Here is a 25,429-nt window from a genome sequence, read left to right as displayed (position 1 = left end):
AATTCATCCGCGCTCATCCACTCCCATCTGCGGTCGAAATCCCGGACCCAACGGTGCCTTCCCCCCAGCCTCCCGAATTGACACCCGCCTCCGCGGGGAGGCATCCTGAGGCACGGATTTGCGGAAAATTTTCCCCAAGTTCCGGGCACCCTCCATCGTTTCCCCTTCTACAAACACATGAGTTCTCCCACTCAAGTCCGCATCTTCTTCAGTTCCCCGGGAGACGTGAAAATGGAGCGGGAGACGGCGAAGCGCATCGTGGACCGGCTGCAGGGTGAGGTGGGCGACCGTATGGCCATCGAGCCGTATTTCTGGGAGCATGAGGTGATGGTGGCCACAAAGGACTACCAGGAGAACATCCCGGAGATGGACGGCTTCGACATCGTCGTCTGCATGCTGTGGTCCCGGCTGGGGACGCCGCTCCACCCGAACCGCCACCCACGGCCGGGCGGCGGCTTTTTCGAAAGCGGGACGGAGTATGAGTTTTTCACCGCCATGCAGGCGCACAACGTGCGCGGCACGCCGGACATCTTCGTCTTCCGCAACGCGACGGAACCCCGCCGCCCGAGCCGCCCGAAGGAGGCGCGCGAGCAGGTGGACCGGGAGATCGACCGGCTGGACCATTTCTTCGAGAAGTACTTCCAGGAGGAGAAGTACTTCACCAGCGCCATCAATGTCTACAGCACCCTCGGCGAGTTCGAGGAAAAGCTGAGCCTCGCCCTGCGCTCGTTCCTGGAGGGACGCTTCCCGCTCATCAACGCGCAGAAGTCCCCGAAGGCGAGCTACCAGGGGCAGCCCTACCTCGGCCTGTCCGCGTTCGATTTCAAGGACGCCCCCGTCTTCTTCGGCCGCACCGCGCAGGTCGGCGAGGTGGTGGAGGCGTTCCAGATGCAGGAGCTGGAAGCACAGGCGAACGGCGGACAGGGAAAGCATTTCGTCCTCATCCTGGGGTCCAGCGGCAGCGGGAAATCCTCGCTCGCCCGCGCGGGTGTGCTGCCCATGCTGGTGCAGCCGGGCGTGGTGGAGGGCGCACAGGTCTGGCGCCGTGCGATCTTCAAGCCGGGTGATGGCGCGGGCGATCCCTTCGCCGCATTCGCCGCCGCGCTGCTGGCACCGGAGGCACTTCCGGAACTGGCCTCCGCCGGCACCACCTCCGCGGAGATCGCCACGATGCTGCGCTCGCCCGGCAACGGCGCGGAAATCCTTTTGCGCCAGGCGTTCTCCCAGGCCGCCGCGCTCGCCCGCACGGAGGAGGAACACCGGCTGGAGGAAAACATCCGCCGCTTTGAGCAGGAAGCACGCGAGGAGGACGCGAAGGCGCTGCGGCAAAAGCTGGCCGATCTCACACCACCCGCCGTGCGGCTGGCCGTGCTGGCGGACCAGCTCGAGGAACTTTTCACCAGCGGCATGGCGGAGGACACGGTGGCGTCGTTCATCGAGAAGCTGGCCGCGCTCGCCTCCAGCGGCCGGGTGTTCGTGCTGGGCACGCTGCGCAGCGACTTTTACCCGGAATGCCTCAAGCACCCGAAGCTGGTCGAGCTGATGCGCGACCGCGGCACCTATCCGCTGCCCGCCCCCACCGCCGGAGACATCGGCCAGATGATCCGCCAGCCCGCCGCCGCCGCGGGCCTGGTCTTCGAGGAAAACCGCGGTACCGGAGAGAACCTTGATGAACTCCTGCGGGATGCCGCCATCAAGGACCCCGCCGCCCTACCGCTGCTCAGCTACACTCTGGAGCAGCTCTATGAACGGCGCACGCCGGAGGGCCTGCTGACGCTCGCCGCCTACCATGACCTCGGCGGGCTGGAAGGTGCCATCGGCCGCCGTGCGGAGTCCGTCTTCACCGCCCTGCCCGCGGACGCGAAAGCCGCCTTCGACCAGGTATGGCGGCAGCTTGTCACGTTGTCAGACGGCAGCCAGCCGGTGCGCCGCCGCGCGGGGTTCGACGCGCTCACCGCTTCCCCCGGCGCGCCGCAACTGGTGGACGCCCTGGTGGCCGCGCGCCTGCTCACCGTGGACCAGCCTCCGGAGGGCGAACGGACGGTTTCCGTCGCCCACGAGGCGCTGCTCCGCCATTGGCCCCGCGTGGTGGACTGGGTACGGGACAATCTCGACTTCCTCCGCGCCCGCTCGCGGATGGCCGCCCGCCTTTCCGAGTGGCTGGAGCACCAGTCGTCCGACCACTACCTCATCCCGTCCGGCCCGCCGCTGGCGGAGGCGGAGGGCATCCTGGCGAAACACGCGGCCTCCCTGGACGCGCGCGAGATCGACTACGTCACGCGTTCCTCGGCAAAGGCCCGCCACCGGGAGCAGACCCGCCTGCGCCGCGCGCGCCTCATTGCTACGGGAGCCCTCGTACTCAGCGCGCTGGCCGTGGCCGGGGGCGCCTACGCCTTCGTCCAGAAAAAGGCCGCGGACCGCGAGCGCATCGCGGCGGTGAAGCAAAAGGAAATCGCGCAGGACCAGCGGCGGATCGCCGAGGGAGCCACCGCCACCGCCCTGGAGAGCCAGGTGCGCACGGCCTATCTGCTGGGGAACGAGAACCTGCGCGTCGGCAAGACACGGGACGGCCTGGCCAGCCTGGCCCACGCGCTGGCCATCGACCCTCGGCACCGGGGTGTCATCGACCGGCTCTATTCCTACCACCTCTACGGCCTGCCGAAGGCCATCCCCATCCTGTCCGCCACCGGCCCCGCCGGGGAACGACAGTGGATTTCCGGCGCCGCGCGCGGCCCCGTCCAGCGCATCCTCTACCAGAACGGCGCGGGACTGCCGGAGGTGTTCGACCTTGGCAGCAAGAAAGTGGTGCCGGGGAAATGGACGCAGGAGCCGGACTCCTTCGCCTCCGTCATCATGGAGGACGGCACGCTGGTGCTCAACATCCGCAAGGACATGACCATCCGCTTCTGGGAGGTGCCGGAAGAAGGGCAGGCGGAAGCCTCCCCGCCCACACGCATCCCGGACAACTTCGTCACGCTGAGCTGCACGCGGGACGGCCGCCATTTCCTCTACTGCACGCCGGACGGCACCGCCCATGTCTTCAACGTGAAGGACGCCAAGCCCTACGCGCAGTGGAAGCAGAAGGGCGAGCGCCTCAGCTTCCGCGAAACGGACGACGGCGGCATGCTCTCCACCTCCGGAGAGGACTTCGTCCGCTATGACCTGGAGGAGAAGAAGATCACCGCGACCCGGGTGGACCCGGACCACCTCATCACCACCGTCCAGACGGCGGCGGAGTCCGGGGTGGCGGCCATCGTGCGGCAGCAGAAGTCCGCCGACGGCCAGCCCATGGCCAGCGGGGACATCATCTTCGTGGACAGCGGGACGCTGGAAACCATCCCGAACTCACGGGACTTCCACTGGACGGGCTATCCGCCGCAGGAGTCCGCATTCCGCCTCAGTTCCTTCGGGGACATCATGGTGGTGGCCACCAACCAGCATTCCGTGAAGGTGATCCACCAGACAGACCCGGAGAAGGACATCACGTTCGACCTGCCGGTGAACCCGGTGTTCGTGCGGCTTTCCCCGGACGAGCGGCTGGTCATCTGCAGCACCCCGGACGGCACGGTGCGCATCTTCGACACGAAGACGAAGAAGCTCGCCTTCGAACCCATCAGCCATGACGGCACCATCCAGGACCTGAGCCTCTCCTGGGACGGCCGCTACCTGCTCACCTCCACCGGAGACCGCTCCCGGGTGTGGGATCTCTCCGTAGGACCCGCGCTCTCCCTGCCGGTGGTGGTGGTGGACGACATCCGCTCCTCCGCACTGGCTCCGGACGGCCGCTTCATCACAGGCCACAACGGCGGCATCCGCCGCTGGGATCTCACTGACCTGAAGGAGGATGGCCCGCTGCGCCACCCGGACCCGAAGGGACTGGCCTGCCTGCTGGACGCCACCGGCGAACAGGCCGCCGTTCTATCCGGGGACAACAAGGTGCACTTCATCCGCATCGCGGACCCGGACGGCACCGACTTCCCCGTGTGGGAGTCCCCGGAACCCGTCTCCTACTGGGGCTTTTCCCCGGATGGCACGCGCTTCTACTCCACCCATGAGGACCTCACCCGCTATGTGGATGCGAAGACGGGCAAACAGATCGGTGAACCGCTGAAACTCCCCGGCGCGTTCCAGAACATCTTCTTCGTCCCCGGCACGAACGATACCGTCATCTACCACACCGCGGAGAAGAACGGCGTCCCCTACTTCACCGTGAAGCTGCGGGCCGCGGACAACAGCGGCTACCTCCCGCTGGAGGTGCCGGAGTGCAGCATCGGCACGCTGGCCATCAGCCAGGATGGCCGCTGGTTGCTCGCCGGGTGCAATTCCATCGGCACCATCACGGAATTCTACGCGCTGGTGTGGGACCTGCGGAACCTCTCCGCCGCCCCGCGGAAGCTCCCCCACCCGGGCGTGATCTCCGCCATCGACTCCAGTCCGGACGGAAAGTACGTCGCCATCGGCGGGATGGAGCAGACCGTCAGGGTGTGGCCGATCGATGGCAGCCAGTCCTCCCCGCGGGTGCTGGACGACCCGCTGGGGAGCATCACCATGGTGAAGTTCAGTCCGGACTCCGACCGCCTGGCCACCATTTCCGTCAGGGACCAGAACTCCTCCATCAAGGTCTGGGACTGGAAGGAAGGCAGCATCATCAACCAACCGCTGGAATACCCCGTCATCGCGGAGCAGCTCCATTTCATCGGCGGCGGCGACAAGCTGCTCATCGTCCGCCCCAGTCCGCAGGACACCGCGAAACGGGAACTCATCGTCATCGAAATCCGCCCACCCGCGGATCTGAAGGTGGATTTCAAGACACTCACGCAGGCGGCCATCGCCATGGAGGTGGACAAGGACGGCATGGCCGTGCCGACGGACCCCTACGCGGAGTGGAACAAAGTGCGCGCCGCCTCGCCGGACTCATGGTTCCTGAAAGCCCCGGCGAAGCGGACCATCTCCCCCGCCATCTCCGCGGACAGCGGACGTTGGATGCTGGAGGACACCGCCGTCACCATCGACGAGCTTTCCTTCGCCATGCCCGCCGTCGGGCTTTCCCGCGCGTCGATCGCCTACTGGTACCAGCTCAACCTGAACCGCCGGGAAAAGGAACTGAAGGAGCTGACGCCGGAAAACACGGATTACGAGAAAAAGAAACGCCACGCCGAAGACCTCTATGAACAGATCGTCACCCTGGTCGAGTTCGGCAAACGGAACGCCCCCGGGGATGCCGCCGTCTGCTACTACCTCAGCATGTGGGCACGGGCCGCGGAGGAAAAGGCGGACGCGCTCGACTACATCCGGCAGGCACTGGCACTGGAGCCGGACAACCTGAACTACCTGAACCACGCCGCCCTCGTCCTGCTGGACGGCAGCGACCTGCCGGAGGAACGGAAAATCCTGGAACACATCCTCTCCCTGAAACCGGGCGACCCTCTCAACCAGATCCGCCTGGGCTACAACCTGTGGCGGACGGGTGAACGCCCCCGCGCGAAGGAGCTTTTCGCCGCCTCCATCGACTGGCCGGACATTTCCATCCATGACAAGGCGGCCATCCTCTCCCACCTGGAGCGCCACGAGGAATCGCTCGCCGCCTACCAGAAGATCGCCGACGACCTGAAGGAAGCCTCCACCGACAAACAATATAACACGGACGCCTGCGTCTATCTCATCCTCGGCAACTTCCAGGCAGGGAGGAAGGAACCCGCCATCGAGTGGTACCGCGCGCTGCTGAAACACGCGCCTGCGGCGAATGACGCGGAGGTCATCGAAGGCAGCAACCTCCTCGTGGAGACGAAGGAAGTGCTGAAAAAGGTGCTCGCCCTCACGCTGGCGAAGCATCCGGAGTTGGCACCGAAGCCGGATGGCGAGTAGGTTCCTCCCATGCTTTCCTTCTCCTCCTGCTGGAACAACAGCCGCCACTCCGACGGCGAGACCATGATCGGGGAGATCGTCAATCTCGGCTTCACCAACATCGAGCTTTCCCATGGCATGACCGTCGCCAAGCTGCCCGGCATCCGGAAAGCCTACGCACAGGGCCTGTTCACCTGCTCCGGCGTCCACAACTACTTCCCCTCCCCCGTGGAGGTCATGATCGACGCCCCGGACGCCTACGAATACACCTCCCACCGTCCGTTCGAGCGCCAGCGGGCCATGGACATGACCTTCCGCACGCTGGAGATCGCCGCGGAGTTCAGGGCACACTACCTGGTCCTCCACATGGGTTCCGTCCCCATGCTGCCGAAAAAATGGACCAAGCCGCTCACCGCCATGGTCGCCGCCGGGGAGCAGAACACCCCGGCCTACGTGAAGGACAAGATCGCCTTCGTGAAGAAGCGCGAGAAAATCGCCCCGCTGTATTTCAACCGCGCCATCGAGTCACTGGAACAGATCGCGGAAAAGGCGAAGGAATACGGCGTGAAGCTGGCCGTCGAGTCCCGCTCACGCTTCGAAGACATGCCGAACGAGCGCGAGATGGTGAAGCTCCAGGAACATTTCAAGGACAACGAATGGGTCGGCTACTGGCACGACTTCGGCCACGTGCAGCTCAAGCACAACCTCGGCCTGCTGGACCACCATGAGTGGCTGGAAAAAATGGTGCCCCACACCATCGGCGGCCACGTCCATGACGTGGAGTGGCCTGCCCGCGACCACCGCACGCCCTTCGCCGGCGGCACGCTGGACTACCAGTCGTTGCTGAAGTTCTTCCCCACCGGCTGCCCGCTGATCTGGGAACTCAGCCCCACCCGCAAGGCGGAGGAAATCCGCCAGATGCTGGAGGTCTGGAAGGAGAGATTTCCGGAGAGGTGTTAGACGGAGGATGGATGGGTTCGATCCTGCGGGCCTTTGTCCAACCATCGGACGTCATCCACCATCCAGCCCACAGCCGACGGCGGTCGCGGCCCGACCGGCATTGGCGGATTCCGCCTTCAATCCCCCCTTGAAATGGCAAACCCACCAGCGGGCGGTTTCAGGGGGAGGACCGGCCACAGGTGGGTTCGTGTTGCTTCGGGGGGAAGTTTGCTCTTGGAAGCGGGGGGACTTCGTTCGAACGCACGGAAGGTGACACAAATCCGGCCAGGATCCCATTACGCGATCGCGTGGGTGATGCAGATGATTCAGGAGGAACACGCCCACCACTCCGTCATGACAGCGCCCCCAAAGGGGTAGCGTGATGACTGCGCCATTACGGTTGGAGAAGCACAGACTCTCCGGAGTTCCGCATGGAAAAGATGTCATCTGTGGCGCATTGGGATCGGAAGGCCGCAGCCGTCCACCCACCCGTGATGGCGCAGCCATCACGCTACGGAGATACCGTGGCATCCACCATGGACGTCACCCATCCCGCCGCCGAAAACCACGGCACGGCGAGGCCGCCGCAGCCCTGCCATTCAGCCTCACATCTCCAGCAGGAGACGCGTCGGGTTTTCCAAGCAGTCCTTGATGCGGATGAGGAAGGTGACCGCCTCCTTGCCGTCCACCAGGCGGTGGTCGTAGCTCATGGCGAGATACATCATCGGGCGGATGACGACCTGGCCGTTGAGCGCGACGGGCCGCTGCTGGATGGTGTGCATGCCGAGGATGCCGCTCTGCGGCGGGTTGAGGATCGGCGTGCTGAGCAAGGAGCCGTAGGTGCCGCCGTTCGAGATGGTGAAGACGCCGCCGGAGAGATCCTCGATGGTGATCTTCCCTTCCTTCGCCTTGTTGGCGTAGCCGATGATGTCCTTCTCGATCTGGGCGAAGCCTTTCTTGTCCGCGTCACGCAACACCGGGACGACGAGGCCCTTGTCGGTACCGATGGCGACGCCGATGTCGTAGAAATGGTTCTCGATGATGTCAGTGCCCTCGATACGGCCGTTGAGCGCGGGCACGTCCTTGAGCGCCTGGGTGACGGCCTTGATGAAGAAGGACATGAAGCCGAGCTTCACGCCGTGCTTCTTCACGAAGTCATCCTGGACCGCTTTCCGCAGGTCCATGACGGCGGTCATATCCACCTCGTTGAAGGTGGTGAGGATGGCGGCGGTCTGCTGGGCGTTGACGAGGTGCGTCGCGATCTTGCGGCGCAGCATGGACATCTTCTTGCGTGTCGTGCGGCCATCGCTGGATTCCGCAGGAGCGGACTCACGCTGGGCGGGGGAGGAAAGCACGGTCAGATCCGGCTTCAGGCGCGGGGTGTCCTGAGCGGCGGCAGCAGGTGCTGCGGCTGGCGCTGGTGCCGCAGCGGCGGCGGGAGCTTCCTTTTTCTCTTCCTTGGCCGGTGCCGGAGTGGCGGCGGGCTTGGCGGCCTCCGCGTCTTCCGCGGCGTTCGGATCGATGGTGGCGATCACGGTGCCGATGGCAACTTCCTCACCTTCGGCGACCAGCACCTTCAGGCGGCCGGAGACTTCCGCCTCCAGCTCGTTGGAAACCTTGTCCGTCTCCAGGGTGACGAGGATCTCGCCCTTGTTGACAATGTCGCCGTCCTTCTTCCGCCAAGCGGCGACGTTGGCGGAGGTGATGGACTCACCGGCGGCGGGGACTTTCACCTCCACGACCAAGCCGTTGGAGGAGCCGATGCCCGGCTTGGTGTCATCGGAAGAAGGGGCTGCGGCGGGCTTCGCGGCGGCTTCCGCGGGAGCGGCGGCCGGTGCGGGTGCATCCTTCGCGGCGGGAGTGGCGGCACCTTCCTCGATGCGGGCGATCACGGTGCCGATGGCGACTTCCTCACCCTCGTTCACCAGGATGGCCAGCGTTCCCGCGGCGTCCGCTTCCAGTTCGTTGGAAACCTTGTCGGTTTCCAGCGTGACGAGGACATCGCCTTTCTGGACGGCGTCGCCGTTCTTCTTGTGCCAGCGGGCGACATTGGCGGAGGTGATGGATTCGCCGGCGGCGGGGACTTTGACGTCGAGGGACATGAGTGAAGCGTGTGGGAAACGGATGGATTCGGACGGGGATCAGATCTCGAAGGCACGGCCGAGCAGCGCCTTCTGTTCGCGGTAGTGCATCGTCTTCGATCCGGCGGCGGGGCTGGCGGCGGTGACGCGGCCGGCGTAGCGGACTTTTTTGCCGACGACCTCTTCCAGGTGCGGGAAAATGAACGACCACGCGCCCATGTTCTGCGGTTCCTCCTGGCACCAGATGAATTCGGTGGCGTTCGGATACTGGCCGATGATCGCCTCCACCATTTCCTTGTGGAACGGGTAGAGCTGCTCGATGCGGATGATGGCGGCGTTCTCGATGTTGTGCTCCGTGCGGTAGGCCATCAGGTCGTAGAAGACCTTGCCGGTGCAGAACACCACGCGGTTCACATCCGCCGGGTTGTTGAAGATCTTCAGGTCCGGCAGCACTTCCTGGAAGCAGGTGCCCTCGAGGAAATCCGCTTCAGAGGAAACCGCCTCCGGCCGCGTGAGCAGGCTCTTCGGCGTCATCAGGATGAGCGGCTTGCGGAATTCCCGGCGCTTCTGGCGGCGCAGCGCGTGGAAATACTGCGCCGGGGTGGTGAAGTTGCCGACGATGATGTTGTCCGCGGCGCACAGTTGCAGGAAACGTTCCAGACGGGCGCTGGAGTGCTCCGGGCCCATGCCCTCGTAGCCGTGCGGCAGCAGCATCACGATGTCGCTCGGTGTCTGCCATTTCGACTCCGCGGATACGATGAACTGGTCGATGATGACCTGCGCGCCGTTCGAGAAGTCACCGAACTGGGCCTCCCACATGGTGAGCATGCTGGGGTAGCCCAGGGAGTAGCCGTAGTCGAAGCCGAGCACGGCGAACTCGGAGAGGAAGGAGTTATAGACGCAGAACTTCGACTGGTGCTCACCCAGATGCTCCAGCGGGATGTAGCGGTCGCGGTCCTCGAAGTCGTAGAACACGGCGTGGCGCTGGGAGAAGGTGCCGCGGCGGCAGTCCTGGCCGGACAGGCGCACCGGATTCCCCTCCAGCAGGAGGGAACCCCAGGCGAGGGATTCCGCAAAGGCCCAGTCGATGGGCCCGCCGTTCTGGAGCGCCTCCTCGCGGCGCGGGACGAAGCGCTTCGCCAGCGTCGGGTGGAGGGTGAAGCCCTCCGGCACGGTGGTCAGCACCTTGCCGATGTGGTGGAATTTTTCCTTGTCGATGCCCGTGCCGACGGAGGCATGGGAATACGGTCCCTGCTCGATGGCGGTGGAGCCACTGTAAACCGTGCGGTCCCCCGCCTCCGTGAGCTGCACCATCTTCTGGTAGCCCGCCTCCAGGCGGTCCCATATGGCCTGCTCCAGCGCGTCCGCATCCGCCTGGGAAAGCACTCCCTCGGCGACGAGCTTCTTCTTGTAAATGACCCCGAAGGTTTCGCGCTCGGCGATTTTCTTCGCGATGATCGGCTGGGTGAAAGCCGCTTGGTCCGCCTCGTTGTGGCCTTGGCGGCGGTAGCAATACATGTCGATGACGATGTCGCGGCCGAACTTCTGGCGGAACTCCAGCGCGAAGCGGGCCGCCCAGTACAGCTCCATCGGCTCCTCGCCGTTCACGTGGAGGATCGGCGCGTCGATCATCTTCGCCACGTCCGTCGCGTAGGAGGACGAGCGGGCGTCCGCCGGGGAGGTGGTGAAGCCGATCTGGTTGTTGACGATGAGGTGGATGGTGCCGCCGGTGCGGTAGCCCGGAAGCTGGGAAAGGTTCAGCACCTCCGCGACGGAACCCTGTCCGGCAAAGGCGGCGTCCCCGTGGATGAGGATCGGCAGCACCTGCTTCCGGTCGGTGGCGGAGCCGTCATCACCCAGCACCCGCTGGCGGGCGCGGGCCTTGCCCTCGACGATGGCGTTGACCGCCTCCAGGTGGGATGGGTTCGCGGCCAGGCTCACGCGGACATTTCCGTCCGCCAGTTCGCGCACGCTTTCGTAGCCGAGGTGGTATTTCACGTCCCCGTCGCCGGCGACGAGATCCGGCACGTAGTTCGGCGTGAACTCGTAAAGAATGGTGGTCAGGGACTTGCGGACGAAGTTCGCCAGCACGTTGAGCCGTCCGCGGTGGGCCATGCCCATCTCGATCTCCAGCACACCCTGGGCCGGGCAGTGTTCCAGGATGGCGTTGAGGACCACCATGGAGCCTTCGCCGCCTTCCATCGAGAAACGCTTCTCACCGATGAACTTCTTGCCGATGAAATTTTCAAACGCCTCCGCCTCCAGCACCCAGCGCAGGGAGTTGACCTTGCGCTCATGGGATTCGGAAACAGTCGTCGCATGCAGCTCGATCCGTTCGCGCAGCCAGTGGCGGACGGTCGTGTTGTGGATGTGCATGAACTCGAAGCCGATGAGGCCGCAGTAGGTCGCGTCGAGGGCGGACACCATGTTGCGCAGCTTCATCTTGTCCCCGTGGCGGAACCACTGGGTGGAGGCCTCCCGGTCCAGGTCCGCGTCCGTGAAGCCGAACTGGTCCAGGCGCAGCCGAGGGTTGATCTCCGGTGGATCGAGCGGGTTGATGCGCGCCTGGGTGTGGCCCAGCGTGCGGTAGTTGTAAACCAAGCTCACGACCTTGCCGTAGAACGCCAGATCGGAATCGCTCGCCTTGCCGGGTGCGGAGGCCGCAGGGGCGGACGCACCCGCTTCCTCACGCCGTTTCGCCTGTGCGGCGCCCAACTCGAAACCTTCGAAGAATGCGGACCAGGTGGGCTCTACCGAGCGGGGATCCTCACACCATTGGGCGTACTTTTCATCCAACAAATCCGCATTCAAGCGGGGCGAAACCGATGAGTTCATGAGCGATGGGTCAGGTATCGGCGGAAAGCCTGCGGAAATTTCCGGCTTGGCCCGCCACGCGCAACGCTTAGTTAAGGGGTCGGCCCCGCCTCGTCAACCGCACAACCGTTATTTTCATCACGTCCCAAGGGCAAAAATCACCCATGATCGAAGTCCATCAACTCAGCAAACGCTTCGCCCGCCACGAAGCCGTCAAAGGCATCTCATTCTCAGTCGCCAAGGGAGAAATCGTCGGCTTCCTGGGACCTAACGGAGCAGGCAAAACGACCACCCTCCGGATGCTGACCGGCTACCTCCCGCCCACCTCCGGCTCCGCCACCATCGCCGGGTTCGACATTTTCCGCCAGTCGCTGGATGCCCGGAAGAAGATCGGCTACATGCCGGAGAACGTGCCCCTCTATGAGGACATGCGGGTGCGGGAGTACCTGCGCTTCCGCGCCCAGCTCAAGGGGTTGAAAGGCGGCGACGCCCGCCGCCGCGTGGGCGACGTCCTCGACACCTGCGGCCTGGAAAGCGTCCGCCGCAAGATGATCAAGACCCTCTCCAAAGGCTACCGCCAGCGCGTGGGCCTCGCGGACGCCCTGGTCCACCAGCCGGAACTCCTCATCCTGGACGAGCCGACCAACGGTCTGGACCCCAACCAGATCCGCCAGATCCGCGAACTCATCAAACGGCTGGCCGAAAACCACACCGTCCTGGTCTCCACCCACATCCTTTCCGAGGTCGAAATGACCTGCAACCGTGTCATCATCATCGACGGCGGGAAAATCAAGGCTGCGGACACCCCGGCGAACCTCATCGGCCAGATGCGCGCCGCCGGACGGGTACAATTGGAACTCCAGGCGGACGCCGATGTCGCCGCCGGTGCCATCTCCCGCCTCGACCGGGTGAAAAAGGTCAGCCCGGAAACGCTCGATGACGGCTGGACCCGCTTCACCGTCTGGGTGGATTCCGGCACGGACGCCCGCGAGCGCATCCACAACCTCGTCGCCCAGCACGGCTGGCCCTGCCGCTCCCTCTTCCGCCATGAAGCGACCCTGGAGGATGTGTTCGTGGAACTGACGCGGAAGGATTGAAGCAGAGAGGAACAATACTCCTGTCGTTCGGCGGCATTGGAGCAAGGAGGGTGGACACTCTTGTCCACCGGCGGCATTGGCGAACTCAGATGAAGAGCAGGATGCCCCTGCAACAGCTTGAGCCGAGATGGCCAGCCACATTTCTTTGGTGCCACTACCCACATTAATGAGCACAATGCTTCAGAATCCGGGCAATCCTGCCCATAATTTTTCACCATCGATCCAGTATGACCACCCCTTCTCCCGAACTCATCAAGGAAGCTGCTGCGATTCTCGGCGAAGACCTGACCAAGGAGGAGTCGGAGGCGAGGATCAGGATTCTGACGGATGACCCGATGCTCGCCACACGATTGGTCGAGTGGATTCCCGAGGCTTTCGGGACAGCAGCCGTTTCGCGGATGGGAAAGGTCATTTTCTCCAACACTTTCCAGGTCCGTGATTCGGGTGGCAGATGGATCACATTGCCCTGTTCCGCCGAACCAATCTTCACCCAGGCGATGGAAATGACCGATGAATACACGCGCGGTGGCCGGGAGGATGTCTTCCTGCACATCGCCGGACGGAGCGCCGTTTTTTCTTCGGCAGCCTCCGCCCTGGAGGCAGGCCAGACCCTCGATGGGGCCGTCTCCAGCGGTCCTGCTTTCGTTTCCCTACCGGCGGAAATCTATCCGGTCCCGATAAGACCACTGCTCTCCCGTTTGCTTGGGAAAATTTTCCCGTCCAGATAGCGCTGCAAGATAAATGCGGACGCCCCCACCTCAGGAGAAGAGTCGGCGAAACAGGTTTGCCAGCCCTTCCCGGTCAAGAAGATGGGCGGATACGTCGATCATCGGCTGATACAGTTCCATGGGATCAATCGCCGTTGTGTCCACACCATTGATTTCCAAGAAGATCAAGGCACTGGCGATGGCGGTCCTTTTGTTACCATCAATGCAGGCTTGGGCTTCCGCTATGTGATAGGCGTAAGCCGCCGAAATATCGAACAAGTCGCCACCCAGATAATGGAAGACATTCCGCGGTTGCATCACCGCGGCCTCCAATCCTCCGTGATCACGCACTCCCGCGCTGCCGCCGTGCTCCGACAAGGAACGCTGGTGGATCGCGGCGACCTGTTCCAGCTCCAGGAAGAAAGGTTCCACCATCGCGGCTACTGGGAAAGTTTCTTCAGCAAAGGTGCGTGATGCGCGAAAACCTTGTCCATCGCCGCCGCGACGTTCCTCTCCTGCACGGTGACCCTTTGGGCACGGCGTTCATCCAGCCAGGCCTCAAGCTTGGCAAACTCTTCCGGGCGCAATCTCTCAATCGCAGCTTCGATTTCAGCAACCGTACTCATGGGAACTGGAAGGTATCTACACGAAATTCCCGGTCCCTTCAACCTTGGGTTTCCGGCGGGAACGACGCCTTTCCGTTGGAGACATTGGCAAAGCACGCAGCCCAACCTGACGGCGACCAATGATCGCCGCCACGGTTGAAGGCCCTCACTTGCCCGCTTTGATGAACTCCTCGCGGGTGAGGATGCCGTCGCCGTCCTTGTCGAACTTCTTCAGGCGTTCCTTCGCGGCGGCTTCATCCTTCTGGTTCGCGAGGAACTCCTCGGTTGTCAGCTTTCCGTCGCCGTCCTTGTCGCGGTTTTTGAAAAGCCGCGCGCGATCCTGGCCGCCCTGCTTCGGAGCCTCGGCTTCGGCAGCGGCTTTCACGACCACCTGTGGTTTCGGTTCCGGATACTTCGCCAGTTCCTTTTTCAGTTCGGCCACGGTTTCCGGCTGTTCGTCCACCAGGTTCTTCTTCTCCTGCGGGTCCTTCGCGTAGTCGTAGAGTTCGTGCAACGTCTCCCCGCCGGGCTTCTTCCACTCTACGAATCGATGGCTGGCGGTGCGAATGGAGCGGCCGATGTAGCCTTGGCGCGGGACCACCTGCGTGACGCTGTCATGCACCTTTGCCGATGGATCCTTCAGCACGGAAACCAGGCTCTTGCCCTCCAGCTTCGGCGTGGTGTCCGGGGCGGGCACCTCCGCGAGCTCCAGCAGCGTCGGGTAGAGGTCCACGGACTGCGCCAGCGCCGCGGTCTTTCCACCCGGCTTCGTCACGCCCGGAGCGGAGATGATGAAGGGGATGCGGGTCGCCTGCTCGAAGTTGGTCATCTTCGCCCACAGGCCATGGTCGCCCAGGTGCCAGCCATGATCCCCCCACAGCACGACGATGGTGTTGTCCGTCAGGCCCAGCCGGTCCAGCGCGTCAAGCAGCTTGCCGATCTGCGCGTCCGTGTAGCTCACCGACGCATAGTAGCCGTGCAGCAGCTTCCGCTGTTCATCCTGCGAAAGGCTGTCCGCGTCCTCCCGGCCCTTGTAGCTGCGCAGCTCCGTGTTCTTCCGGAAGGCGGGTTCCGGCACACCGGCCGGGGCCTCCTGGAACTCCGCCAGCTTCAGTTGCGCCGGGTCATAGAGGTCCCAGTATTTCTTCGGAGCCACGAATGGCAGGTGTGGCTTCTGGAAGCCCGCGCCGATGAAAAACGGCGTGCCCTCCCGGCCCTTCGCGGCCTCCAGACGTGCCACCGTTTCCTTCGCAATCTGGCCGTCGGCGTAGAAATCATCCGCCACATCCGCGGACTCATAGGCCGCCCCACGCACCCGCTGGCCGGGCTTTTCATTTCCGGTGCGCACCGGTTGGTTCTCCTCCAGCGCGAAGGTCGGTGCCTGCGGCCGGGTGTGTGGCACGCTCCAGGATTTCACGTCGTCATGGTTGCCCTGCCCGGTGTGGTAGAGCTTGCCGATCGCCTCCGCGCGGTAGCCGTGCTTGATGAACTGCTGCGGCAGCGTGACCGCGTCCGGAGCCGCATTGCGGAAGTTCACTTCCAGATTGTAGATCCCCAGCGTGTCCGGGCGGATGCCGGTGAGCAGCGCGTTGCGGGACGGCGCGCACAGCGCCTGGTTCGTGTAGGCGTGCTCGAACAACAGGCCTCGGGAAGCGAGACGGTCGATGTTCGGTGTCTTCGCGATCGGGTCGCCATAGGCTCCGATCAACGGCTTCAGATCATCCACGGCGATGAGCAGGACGTTTTTCTGCGCCGCCTGGGCGACGGTGATCATCCCGGCGAGCAGGAGTGAGAATCTGGAAACGGATTTCATGAATGAGTATGGATATGGATGGAAAAAATGAATCGGTGGAAAATGCCGCGCGGAGGTGCCGCAGCGGGAAGAACCCCAGTGGAGCGGAGAGGTTGTGTGACGGAAAACTCAGACGGGACAGTTCATGGGAAACGCGGCATTGCGATGGCCGGATCATCCAGAAGTCTGGTCTGCTACCGAGAAGTTGGGGGAGGCGAAAGCCGATGATTGCGTCGGCGCGAACCTCCGTCCACGCCGCTAATCTAAAGCATTTTTTCCCAGTCATCAACCTTTAAAGTACCATACTTAGCATTTTAGTAATGTAATCTCTCACGATGGCCTCTGTCACCACCTCATCCGGATGCTTGAGTCCACTATCAATTCCCGCCACGATCCCGTTCTTCCATGGATAATGCTCCGAAAAGCGGATGGCACACCTTCCGTGAAATCCTCCGCTTCGCCCTCCTGTTGCTGACACTGGTGTTCGGCATCTTCATCGCCGTGCATTCGCAGGCCTCCTCCCCGAACTACAAATTTCTGGCGATCGCGGTTTCCAACCATCTGGTCTTCTACCTGCTGTTCGTGGCTTTCCAGCTATGGATCTTCCGCATCCGAGGCTGGAAAGTGCTGCTGGTGGCCACGCTGGTCGTCAGTGCATTCGCCGCGGAGCTTTTCATCCGTGTGCAACTTGCCTGGCACCCCGCTGGAGGTCAGTCCTACTCCGCCCCGCCGTGGTCCATCCACTTCGACCAAAGTGGCAAGCCAATGGTCTCCCTATAGGAAAACGGTAGGTCGAATTTCCTGCCGGTCTCTTCCACCACGCAGACGTAGAAGTATTCCACTCCCGGCTCCTCGATCCGCTTCACCGCCTTTCCTACCCGGATGCGGGAGCCTTTCCTCACGATTTCACCCTCCGCGTCCGCCTTGTCGGGGAGCTTCCGGGCGTAATGTCTTCCGAGATATCGGACCAGCTTGATATCCTCCTCCAGCGTCCGGACCTCCCCGCCGCGGCCCTCGACCCCATCTCCCGGCACCACTGGCAGCCTCACCCAACAACCGGGCAGCAACACCAGCAGCACAGCCAACTGCAGTGATCGTTTCATCCGTTTCAGCACTCCCGCATTTCCGGAAATCACCCCGCTTCCCACAATCTTTCTTTTCCGGACTCCCTTCTCCCCATCCGGGTATCCCACGAAAGAACCATGCCGCCGGAGCCGAATACCCTCTCTCAAAGTTCGACGTTGGACGTCCGATGTCCAATGCTCCTCCCCAAGCCCATGTCCCCGCGCCACCTGATCCTGTTCCTGCCCGGCATCGCCCTCGCCGCTCCGGAGACCTTTCCCGCCGCCAATGGCCTGACGCGCACGCTCGTCGCGAAGGAGCCGCTGCTGAAAAACCCGGTGTCCGTCACCGTGGATGTGGACGGCACCGTCTATGTCACGGAAACCGCCCGCCGGAAGGCCGCGGACCTGGACATCCGCGAGTTCACCCAGTGGATCACCGATGACCTTTCCCACACCTCCGTGGAGCAGAAGCAGGCGTTTTTCCGCAAGCAGCTCGACGGGAAAAATTTCCAGGACCACGTGTCGCTGAAGGACCACAACAAGGACGGCGTGGTGGACGCGAAGGACCTCACCGCCATCAGCGAGAAGATCATCAAATTCACCGACAAGGACGGCGACGGCGTGATGGATTCGTCCGAGACTTTCGCGGAGGATTTCAACACGGAGGTCACTGGCATCGCCGCGGGCGTGTTCGCCTGGCGCGGGGATGTCTACAGCACCATCGCCCCGGATGTGTGGAAGCTCCGCGACACGGACGGCGATGGTAAGGCGGACAAGCGCGAGTCTATCGCCCACGGCTTCGGCCTGCACATCGCCTACGCCGGGCACGACATGCACGGCCTGACCTGGGGACCGGACGGAAAGCTCTACTGGTCCATCGGTGACAAGGGCACCAACGTGATGTCAAAGGAAGGGAAACGCTGGTCCGCCCCGCATGAGGGTGCGGTGCTGCGCTGCAACCCGGACGGCACGGAGTTCGAAATCTACGCCCGCGGCCTGCGCAACTGCCAGGAGTTCGCCTTCGACGACCACGGCAACATGTTCGGCGTGGACAATGACGCGGACATGAAGGGCGAGCGCGAGCGGTTCGTCTACATCACGGAAGGCTCCGACACCGGCTGGCGTTGCTACTACCAATACCGTAAATCCGGTGAATACCAGCCGTGGCTCGCGGAGTCCATCGCCATCCCCACCGGGCCGTTCCAGCCCGCCTACATCACCCCCACGCTCGCCAGCTACGGCGACGGCCCCGCCGGATTCGCCTACAATCCCGGCACCGCCCTCAGCGACCGCTACAAGGGTTCCTTCTTCACCAGCGAGTTCCCGAAGGGGGAGATCCAGGCGTTCAAGGTGGAGGAAAACGGAGCCTCCTTCCGCATGACGGACGCCCACACGGTGGTGAAGGGTCCCATGATCATCGGCATCAACTTCGGCCCGGACGGCGCACTCTACGGCGCGGACTGGGCGGGCGGCTACCCGCTCAAGGAAAAGGGCGCGGTCTGGAAGCTGGATGACACCACCGTGAAGGACAGCGCCATCCGCAAGGAAGTCGCCGCCTTCCTCAAGGCGGGACCATCCGACGTCACCACGCCGGATCTCGTCAAGCGCCTCTCCCATGCCGACCAGCGTGTGCGACTGGATGCCCAGTGGGAGCTGGCGAAACGCAAGGCCATCCCGGAACTGAAGGCCGTCGCAAACAACGCGGATTCGCCGCGCATCGCCGTCATCCACGCGCTGTGGGGGCTGGCGCAGACGAAGACCTTCGACGCCGCCATTTTCAAAACCCTCGCCACGGGCAAGGATGCCGAACTCCGCGCCCAAGCCGCGAAATGGGCCGGTGAATCCGCTCAGGAAGCCCAGCCCCTCCTGACGGAACTCCTCAAGGATTCTTCCTCCCGTGTTCGCGCCTTTTCCGCGAACGCCATCGGCAAGCTGAAAATGGACGCCGCGCTGGATGCCGTGGTCGCCATGCTTGCGGAAAACGATGGCCGTGACGTCTATCTCCGCCAAGCCGGGGTGATGGCCCTTTCCGGCATGGATCCGGACAAGGTCGCCGCGAAGACCCTCACCCACGCCTCCACCGCCGTCCGGGTGGCCGCCGCGGTCGCCTTCCGCCGCACTTCCTCCCCGCATGCCGCCGGCCTGCTGGGGGACAAGGAAGCCGCCGTCGCCAGCGAGGCCGCGCGCGCCATCTACGATGAACCTGGTATTTCCGCCGCGATGCCAGCGCTGGCCGCCCTCATCTCCACGAACCCGGCGGCGGAAGCCCCCGCAGCCCGCCGTTCCATCGCCGCCAACCGCCGCCTGGCGGATGCTGCGTCCGCGGAGCGCCTGTTGAAACTGGCCGCCACCACGGATGCGCCGGAAGCAACCCGCGTCGCCGCGCTGGAGGCGCTCGCCACATGGGACAAGACACCCGCGCTCGATCTGGTCGATGGCCGCTACGAGCCGTTCAAGACGGGTGACACCGCGCCCGCCACCAAGGAAGCCGTCACCCGCGCCATCGCCTCCCTGAAGCATGACGCGTCCGATGCCATCGCCGTGGCCGCAGCCGATGTCGCCGCCGCCTTTGGCATCGCCGCGGACCCGAAGGAACTCGCCACCGAAGCGACCGATACAGCCGCCAAGCCCGCCGCCCGCATCCGCTCGCTCAAGCTGCTCCGCAACGCGGATGCGAAAGCTTTCCGGGAAATCGCCTCCCGACTCCTCAAGAGCGATGAACCCACCCTCCGCTCCGCCGCTGCCGAGCTGCTCGCCGCGCAGTGGCCGCATGAAGTCGTGGAATACATCATCTCCGCCGTCTCCACCTCGAAGGACAACGCGGAGCGCCAGAACGCGGTGAACCTGCTCCTGCTGGTGAAGAATGACGCGAAGGCGAAACAATACCTCACCGACCTGCTCGCCGCCTCCATCGAAAAACCGGACGGCCCCATCCTCCTCGAACTGCTGGACGTCGCGGACGCGCTCAAGATGAAGGCCGCAAAAACCCTGCGGGCGAAGCTCGACAAAACCGCCCCCCATCTCGCCTCGCTGGAGGGTGGTAACGCCGCCACCGGGCAAAAGGTCTTCACCGGCCACCTCGCCGCCCAATGCCTGGCCTGCCACCGCATCGGCCCGGAGGGCAGCAACGTCGGCCCCGAACTCACCCACATCGGAGCGAAGGGACGCGACTACCTCTTGGAATCCATCGTCGATCCCGGAGCAAAACTGGCCCCCGGCTTCGGCATGATGACCGCCACCCTCAAGGACGGCACCGCCCTCGCCGGTGCGCTGAAGGAGGAAACGGCGGACTCCCTCACCCTCATCCTGCCGGACGGCACCGCGAAAAAAATCACCCTCGCGGAAATCGCCAGCCGCACCACCCCAGTCAGTACCATGCCGCCGATGGCAGCCATCCTCACCCCGCGTGAGATCCGTGATGTGGTGGAATACCTTTCCACCTTGAAGTGAACGTTCGATGTTCCTTCTCACTCCCCCAGTCCGCGGGCGTACACCTCGTCTTCCGTGAAAACGATCGTCATCGGCCGGCAGCAGACCTCGCAATCGTAGTCCACTTCGGTCGGCATCTCGTCCGGGTGAGGGACGGCGACTGCGAATGTCTCAAAACAAGTAGGGCAGGTCACTTCGGCCATTTCCATATCACCCGCACCGGACCCGAAACGGAGGCGGCGGACAAGCACGGAAATCCAGACTGGGACCGCGGAATTCATTCCGCCCCGGAGAATCCGGCGACCATGCGAAGCCAAGCGGTATGAATCCCGCGGTCCCAGTGGGCGCGCTCATCCTGAAAAATGGCAGGGCGTGCCCGGCCCGGGCCTCCGAAGCTGTATGCTGAAAGAACTGGGGCGGTTTTTCCGGGATGGGACGTCATCCGCCTATCCGCCGGAAGCCACGACGCGCCCGGCGGTCGCGACCCTACCGATTTCCGCCACTTTTCCGCCCCGCGCTTCCCCCTTGCCCATTCCCCGTGAAGCCCCTAGGGTCTCCGCCCCCAGCCGATGAGCGCCAAATCCGTATTCCTCTATGACACCACCCTGCGTGACGGCACGCAGGGCGAAGGGTTCCAACTGTCCGGACTCGACAAGCTCCGGATCGCCCAGCGCCTGGACGCGTTCGGCGTGGACTACATCGAAGGCGGCTGGCCGGGTTCCAACCCGAAGGACGTCGAGTTTTTCCAGGAGGCGAAGAAACTGGAACTGAAGCACGCGAAGCTCGCCGCTTTCGGCTCCACCCGCCGTGCGAATACCCCCGTGGAGGAAGATCCACAGGTCGCCCTGCTGCTGGCGGCGGAGACGCCCGTCGTCACCATCTTCGGCAAGAGCTGGGAGATGCAAGTCACCGAGGTGCTGCGCACCACCGTGGAGGAAAACCGCGCCATGATCCGCGACACCGTCGCCTATCTGGTGAAGCACGGCCGCGAGGTGGTCTATGACGCGGAGCATTTCTTCGACGGCTACAAGGACTCCCCGGAGCACGCCCTCGCCGCCATCGAAGCGGCGGCGGAAGGCGGTGCCTCCTGCCTGGTGCTCTGTGACACCAACGGCGGCACCCTGCCCACCGAGGTCGAGGAAATCTGCGCCGCGGTGAAGGCCCGCATCCCCAACACCCCCTTCGGCATCCACACCCACAACGACTGCGAACTGGCCGTCGCCAACGCCGTCGCCGCGGTGAAAGCGGGCGGCACCCAGGTCCAGGGCACCATCAACGGCTACGGGGAGCGCACCGGCAACTGCAACCTCACCTCCGTCATCCCCATCCTCCAACTGAAGATGGGCATCGAGGTCGTCCCACAGCTCGACAAGCTGCAGGACCTTTCCTACTTCGTCGATGACGTCTCGAACAACCCGCACTTCGCCCGCGCGCCGTTCGTCGGACGCACCGCCTTCGCGCACAAGGGCGGCATGCACGTGAACGCCGTGCAGAAGCTGGCACGCAGCTACGAGCACATCGTCCCGGAAAGCGTCGGCAACGCGCGGAACATCCTGGTTTCCGAGCTCAGCGGCCAGTCGAACATCCTGCTGAAGGCGGAGCGTCTCGGCATCCCGCTTGAGAAGGGTTCCAAGGAAGCGTCCGCCATCCTGAAAAATGTCAAGGAACTGGAGAACGAAGGCTACTCCTTCGAGGCCGCGGGCGGCTCCCTGGAGATCCTCATCCGCCGCGAACTCGGCCAATACACGAAGCCCTTCGACCTCACCGAATATCACACCAGCTTCCGCCAATATCGTGACGGCCACCCGCCGGTCTGCGAGGCGACCGTGAAGCTGGCCGTCAATGGCACGCCGGAACTCACCGTCGCGGAAGGCCATGGCGTGGTGAACGCCCTGGACCTGGCCCTGCGCAAGGCCCTTCTCCCCTTCTACCCGGAAATCGCGGAAGTCTCCCTGGTGGACTACAAGGTCCGCATCCTGGACGGACACGACGCCACCGCCGCGAAGACCCGCGTGCTCATCGTCTCCACCGACGGCCACCGGAACTGGGGTACCGTCGGCGTGTCCGACAACATCATCGAGGCAAGCTGGCTCGCGCTGGTGGACGGCATCGACCTGTTCCTGCAACGCCGCAAAGGCTCCAACTGATCCGGAACATGGCGGCTCCGGATACCACCAATCCGTACGCTGCTCCCTCGGCCATCAGCAGCCCGGCCACCGGGCCATCCCACCTCTGGCAGATCGACGGCATCGGCGTGCTGGTCGCCCATGGCGCGGCGCTGCCGAAGGTCGACCTTGAGTCCGGCAGTGAGGATGCCTCGCTGGTGGAGGTGAGGCGGAAGTTCGTGAAAGCCCACTGGTCCATGGGATTCATGGGTCTGGCCGCGATGATGTACCAGTTCATCCCCAAACCGCTGCGAAGCTGGGAAGGGCATAGGTTCTGGATCTCGCTGATCGTCTTTTTCGGAGTGTGGCTGGGCGTTTATCTGCTGATCTCCCTCACCCTAACCCGCCGGGTTCGCTTCACCACCTACGTCCAGCCCGCCGCGGAAGCCCAGCGGAAAAGGAACAGGAACATCCGCGCGGTCATTTATTCCGTCAGCATAGCTTGCATGATCTCACCGCTGGTCTTGCTTTATACCGACCAGACGGTGCTCCCGGACACCGGTATCCTCGTCGTCATCGGTCTTATCGGCGTGATCGCGTGCGTGTACTGGCAATATCAGAACCGGCCGAAGATCCACATGACCCTTGAAGCCGACGGTTGGTTGAGGCTGGGAGGTGTCCACTCCAGCGCCATCCGGCGGCTGGAAGAATGGAGGAAAGATCACTGGGAGAATTCATGAACGCCCCGACCAATCCCTACACCCCGCCTGCGGTGGAAGAACCGGCGGCGGAGCAAAGAGACTTTCCCTGGTATGTCGCCGCGCGCGGCATCCATGTGCAGGATCGCGCGGTGCTGCCGGAGATCGACCTGATCACCGGGGAAGAAGGCGGGCATCTGGTACCGGTGTCCCACGCGGTCAACATCACCAAAGGGAAAACCCCGCGCTTCCTGTCGATCATCCTGTTGGTCATGGTGGGAGCCATTGTCGCCATCGACCTGCCCCTGGCTTGGTCCATCACCTGTGCCGTGGGTGCTGCGGGAATCGCCAGCCTCGCCTTCCGGAAAAGCCATCCACGGGTGACCTTCACCTTTTTCAGCATCGGCACGGGGAAACCGGCTGCCCCGGGCAAGGTCATCTTCCGGGTGGCGGAGATCCTTTTCTTTTTCACCGCCCTCGCATGTCTCGCGCTCCTCCAGATCAATGAATGGAGCTGGATCGGCACCTTTGTGTTCCTTTTCCTCTCCCAACGGATGGCGAAGCGGCGGGAAAAGATCACCACCCGCGGGCTGGAGATCCGGGAAGCAGGTGGCGTCACCGGCTGGGTCAGGATCGGCGGAGCGCATCCGGCCGCCCTCGCCAAGCTGGATGAAATCCAGAAGCACCGGGGATCACTGGAACCGGAATTTCCGGAAGCATGAGCGTTGCAGCTTTGTGGACAGCTCCCCCTCATCGAAGGGAACAATGGGAGGAATGGGAGGAATGGGAGGAATGGGAGGAATGGGAGTCGTGCTTGCGTTCCTGATGGACGTCCACCCCGCCGAACCTCTCACGAGGTTCGCTACCCATAAAAGAAAACCCCCGCTCCGGAGGACCGGAACGGGGGCGATGAATCAATCGAATCCCTGATCAGGCGAAGATCGAGGTGATCGGCGTCGCCTTGGCGGCATCCGGACCGGCGATGCGGAACGGACGCTTGCTCGGGGACATGAGCACCAGATCGTGCGGCAGGCCGAGGGCGTAGGCGATGGTGGCATTGAAGTCCTGCGGGGAAACCGGCAGTTCGGAGACCTTTTTGCCTTCCTTGTCGGTGGAACCATACTTCATGCCGCCCTTGATGCCGGCACCTGCGAGCGTGCAGGTGAATGCGCCCGGGTGGTGGTCGCGTCCGCCCTGGTGCTCCGTCTTGATCTCCGGGGTCCGGCCGAACTCGGTGGCGACGACGACGAGCGTGTCCTTGAGTTTGCCGGTGGCTTCCAGGTCCTTGATGAGAGCGGAGTAGGCTTGGTCGAACTCCTTGCAGCGTCCTTCGACACCCGCGAAGTTGTCATAGTGGGTGTCCCAGCCGCCGAGCTGGATTTCGACGAAGCGGACGTCGTGCTGGACGAGACGGCGGGCGAGAAGGCAACCCTGGGCGAAACGACCGGTGCCGTAAAGGGCACGGGTTTCGGAGGATTCCTCGCTGAGGTCGAAGGCCTTCAGGTCCTTCGAGTTCATCAGGTTGATCGCCTCGCGGTAAAGTTCCTCATAGGCCTTCACGTCCTGGTTGGGATACTTTTCGTGGAACTTCTGGTTCATCCTGTCCGCGAGCGTCAGACGGCGGGAGAAGTCCTCCTCCGAAACGCCGCTGGCGCGGTGGGAATCCTGCAGGCCGGCTTCCGGGCTGCCGATCGGAGCAGCGGCGTACTTCGCGCCGAAGAATCCGCCGCCGGTGTACTCCGGGGAAGCGTTGATCGCCACGAACGGAGGAAGCTCCGGATGGAGGCGTCCGCCGAGGCGGGTCACCCAGGAACCCAGGGAAGGGTGGCGGATGGTGCCGAGCATGTTGTAGCTCGTGTGCATCACGTAGGTTCCCTGTTCGTGCGCGCCCTGGGTGGACTTCATCGAGTTGATGACGCAGACCTTGTCCATGACCTCGGCGGTCTTCGGAAGCCAGTTTCCGATCTGGACGCCGTCAGCCTTCGTCTTGATGGCCTCGGTCTTGCCCATGATGTCCTTCTTCTCCTTCACGTCATAGGTGTCAACGTGGCTCATGCCACCACTCATGTAGAGGTAGATGACATGCTTCGCTTTCGCAGCGGAGGCACCGGCACCGGCGGGTGCGGCGGAAGCGATCGTGCTGCCCATCATCGGAAGAAGATGGACGCCGAGGTAGGCACGTGCGGCATTCGCCATGAAGTGGCGGCGGGTCAGCTCATCTGCTTTGTTGAACGGATTCATGGTTTTTGGGTCT

The 25,429-nt window shown here is 63.7% G+C and carries 17 protein-coding genes; 9 read left to right on the top strand and 8 right to left on the bottom strand.

The annotated features are described in order from the left end of the window. The first annotated feature begins 177 nt into the window (after nt 1-177). On the top strand, nt 178-5,865 hold the full coding sequence (locus KF712_20060; GenBank protein ID MBX3743291.1) for a hypothetical protein: 5,688 nt from the start codon (nt 178-180) through the stop codon (nt 5,863-5,865). Between the two features lie 9 nt (nt 5,866-5,874). Then, nucleotides 5,875-6,804 carry a sugar phosphate isomerase/epimerase gene (locus KF712_20055; GenBank protein ID MBX3743290.1) on the top strand — a complete coding sequence of 310 codons (930 nt, stop codon included), beginning with the start codon at nt 5,875-5,877 and terminating at the stop codon, nt 6,802-6,804. A gap of 584 nt (nt 6,805-7,388) precedes the next feature. Here KF712_20055 and sucB read toward each other — a convergent pair. Both sucB and KF712_20045 read right to left on the bottom strand, forming a co-directional pair. Further along, nucleotides 7,389-8,885 carry a dihydrolipoyllysine-residue succinyltransferase gene (gene sucB, locus KF712_20050; GenBank protein ID MBX3743289.1) on the bottom strand — a complete coding sequence of 499 codons (1,497 nt, stop codon included), beginning with the start codon at nt 8,883-8,885 and terminating at the stop codon, nt 7,389-7,391. Between the two features lie 39 nt (nt 8,886-8,924). Continuing rightward, a complete protein-coding gene (locus KF712_20045; GenBank protein MBX3743288.1) occupies nt 8,925-11,699 on the bottom strand; it encodes a 2-oxoglutarate dehydrogenase E1 component in 2,775 nt (924 codons plus the stop codon). Nucleotides 11,700-11,842: 143 nt separating this feature from the next. Here KF712_20045 and KF712_20040 point away from each other — a divergent pair, with 143 nt between their 5' ends. Both KF712_20040 and KF712_20035 read left to right on the top strand, forming a co-directional pair. Further along, complete coding sequence (locus KF712_20040) at nt 11,843-12,775, top strand: ATP-binding cassette domain-containing protein (protein ID MBX3743287.1); 933 nt, start codon at nt 11,843-11,845, stop codon at nt 12,773-12,775. Nucleotides 12,776-13,002: 227 nt separating this feature from the next. Next, nucleotides 13,003-13,503 (top strand): hypothetical protein, encoded by a 501-nt coding sequence (locus KF712_20035; GenBank protein ID MBX3743286.1) that lies wholly within the window; start codon nt 13,003-13,005, stop codon nt 13,501-13,503. 30 nt (nt 13,504-13,533) lie between these two features. On the opposite strand, the gene KF712_20030 is transcribed toward KF712_20035, so the two are convergent. The 3 genes from KF712_20030 to KF712_20020 all read right to left on the bottom strand — a co-directional run bounded on the left by KF712_20030 (nt 13,534) and on the right by KF712_20020 (nt 15,900). Beyond that, a complete protein-coding gene (locus tag KF712_20030; GenBank protein MBX3743285.1) occupies nt 13,534-13,917 on the bottom strand; it encodes a type II toxin-antitoxin system death-on-curing family toxin in 384 nt (127 codons plus the stop codon). A 5-nt stretch (nt 13,918-13,922) separates the two neighbouring features. Continuing rightward, complete coding sequence (locus tag KF712_20025; protein MBX3743284.1) at nt 13,923-14,108, bottom strand: hypothetical protein; 186 nt, start codon at nt 14,106-14,108, stop codon at nt 13,923-13,925. Nucleotides 14,109-14,253: 145 nt separating this feature from the next. Next, entirely contained in the window at nt 14,254-15,900 is a 1,647-nt protein-coding gene (locus KF712_20020) for a sulfatase-like hydrolase/transferase (GenBank protein MBX3743283.1), read from the bottom strand. 384 nt (nt 15,901-16,284) lie between these two features. On the opposite strand from KF712_20020, the gene KF712_20015 reads away from it, so the two are divergent. Further along, nucleotides 16,285-16,659: a hypothetical protein gene (locus tag KF712_20015; protein ID MBX3743282.1), complete on the top strand. Its 375-nt coding sequence runs from the start codon at nt 16,285-16,287 to the stop codon at nt 16,657-16,659. On the opposite strand, the gene KF712_20010 is transcribed toward KF712_20015, so the two are convergent. After that, on the bottom strand, nt 16,596-16,982 hold the full coding sequence (locus KF712_20010; GenBank protein ID MBX3743281.1) for a hypothetical protein: 387 nt from the start codon (nt 16,980-16,982) through the stop codon (nt 16,596-16,598). The two genes, KF712_20015 and KF712_20010, sit on opposite strands and share 64 nt — an antisense overlap. A 174-nt stretch (nt 16,983-17,156) precedes the next feature. On the opposite strand from KF712_20010, the gene KF712_20005 reads away from it, so the two are divergent. After that, nucleotides 17,157-20,393 (top strand): HEAT repeat domain-containing protein, encoded by a 3,237-nt coding sequence (locus KF712_20005; GenBank protein MBX3743280.1) that lies wholly within the window; start codon nt 17,157-17,159, stop codon nt 20,391-20,393. A 17-nt stretch (nt 20,394-20,410) separates the two neighbouring features. Here the strand turns inward: KF712_20005 and KF712_20000 are convergent, their stop codons facing one another. Further along, a complete protein-coding gene (locus tag KF712_20000; protein MBX3743279.1) occupies nt 20,411-20,653 on the bottom strand; it encodes a CPXCG motif-containing cysteine-rich protein in 243 nt (80 codons plus the stop codon). 288 nt (nt 20,654-20,941) lie between these two features. Here KF712_20000 and cimA point away from each other — a divergent pair, with 288 nt between their 5' ends. From cimA to KF712_19985, 3 genes are read left to right on the top strand one after another with little or no spacing between them, the layout of a single operon-like run. Next, nucleotides 20,942-22,519: a citramalate synthase gene (gene cimA / locus KF712_19995; GenBank protein MBX3743278.1), complete on the top strand. Its 1,578-nt coding sequence runs from the start codon at nt 20,942-20,944 to the stop codon at nt 22,517-22,519. Between the two features lie 8 nt (nt 22,520-22,527). Beyond that, a complete protein-coding gene (locus KF712_19990; GenBank protein MBX3743277.1) occupies nt 22,528-23,217 on the top strand; it encodes a hypothetical protein in 690 nt (229 codons plus the stop codon). Further along, complete coding sequence (locus KF712_19985) at nt 23,214-23,897, top strand: hypothetical protein (GenBank protein ID MBX3743276.1); 684 nt, start codon at nt 23,214-23,216, stop codon at nt 23,895-23,897. Before KF712_19990 ends, KF712_19985 begins: the two co-directional genes overlap by 4 nt. Before the next feature lie 208 nt (nt 23,898-24,105). On the opposite strand, the gene KF712_19980 is transcribed toward KF712_19985, so the two are convergent. Then, nucleotides 24,106-25,416, bottom strand: a complete 1,311-nt coding sequence (locus KF712_19980) for a DUF1501 domain-containing protein (protein ID MBX3743275.1) — start codon at nt 25,414-25,416, stop codon at nt 24,106-24,108. Between the last annotated feature and the right edge of the window lie 13 nt (nt 25,417-25,429).

It is taken from the genome of Akkermansiaceae bacterium, from assembly GCA_019634595.1.
Taxonomy (GTDB): Bacteria; Verrucomicrobiota; Verrucomicrobiia; order Verrucomicrobiales; family Akkermansiaceae; genus Luteolibacter.
Note: the sequence above shows the minus strand (reverse complement) of the source record. Positions and strands in the feature narration are given on the sequence as shown.

What these genes read in the sequence shown, in the direction of transcription:
- KF712_20000 (MBX3743279.1), bottom strand. Translation starts at nt 20,653, where the DNA reads ATGAATTCCGCGGTCCCAGTCTGGATTTCCGTGCTTGTCCGCCGCCTC.
- KF712_20055 (MBX3743290.1), top strand. Translation starts at nt 5,875, where the DNA reads ATGCTTTCCTTCTCCTCCTGCTGGAACAACAGCCGCCACTCCGACGGC.
- KF712_20030 (MBX3743285.1), bottom strand. Translation starts at nt 13,917, where the DNA reads ATGGTGGAACCTTTCTTCCTGGAGCTGGAACAGGTCGCCGCGATCCAC.
- KF712_20020 (MBX3743283.1), bottom strand. Translation starts at nt 15,900, where the DNA reads ATGAAATCCGTTTCCAGATTCTCACTCCTGCTCGCCGGGATGATCACC.
- KF712_19980 (MBX3743275.1), bottom strand. Translation starts at nt 25,416, where the DNA reads ATGAATCCGTTCAACAAAGCAGATGAGCTGACCCGCCGCCACTTCATG.
- KF712_20040 (MBX3743287.1), top strand. Translation starts at nt 11,843, where the DNA reads ATGATCGAAGTCCATCAACTCAGCAAACGCTTCGCCCGCCACGAAGCC.
- KF712_20060 (MBX3743291.1), top strand. Translation starts at nt 178, where the DNA reads ATGAGTTCTCCCACTCAAGTCCGCATCTTCTTCAGTTCCCCGGGAGAC.
- KF712_20015 (MBX3743282.1), top strand. Translation starts at nt 16,285, where the DNA reads ATGGATAATGCTCCGAAAAGCGGATGGCACACCTTCCGTGAAATCCTC.
- KF712_19985 (MBX3743276.1), top strand. Translation starts at nt 23,214, where the DNA reads ATGAACGCCCCGACCAATCCCTACACCCCGCCTGCGGTGGAAGAACCG.
- KF712_20010 (MBX3743281.1), bottom strand. Translation starts at nt 16,982, where the DNA reads ATGAAACGATCACTGCAGTTGGCTGTGCTGCTGGTGTTGCTGCCCGGT.
- KF712_19990 (MBX3743277.1), top strand. Translation starts at nt 22,528, where the DNA reads ATGGCGGCTCCGGATACCACCAATCCGTACGCTGCTCCCTCGGCCATC.
- KF712_20025 (MBX3743284.1), bottom strand. Translation starts at nt 14,108, where the DNA reads ATGAGTACGGTTGCTGAAATCGAAGCTGCGATTGAGAGATTGCGCCCG.
- KF712_20045 (MBX3743288.1), bottom strand. Translation starts at nt 11,699, where the DNA reads ATGAACTCATCGGTTTCGCCCCGCTTGAATGCGGATTTGTTGGATGAA.
- KF712_20005 (MBX3743280.1), top strand. Translation starts at nt 17,157, where the DNA reads ATGTCCCCGCGCCACCTGATCCTGTTCCTGCCCGGCATCGCCCTCGCC.
- cimA (MBX3743278.1), top strand. Translation starts at nt 20,942, where the DNA reads ATGAGCGCCAAATCCGTATTCCTCTATGACACCACCCTGCGTGACGGC.
- KF712_20035 (MBX3743286.1), top strand. Translation starts at nt 13,003, where the DNA reads ATGACCACCCCTTCTCCCGAACTCATCAAGGAAGCTGCTGCGATTCTC.
- sucB (MBX3743289.1), bottom strand. Translation starts at nt 8,885, where the DNA reads ATGTCCCTCGACGTCAAAGTCCCCGCCGCCGGCGAATCCATCACCTCC.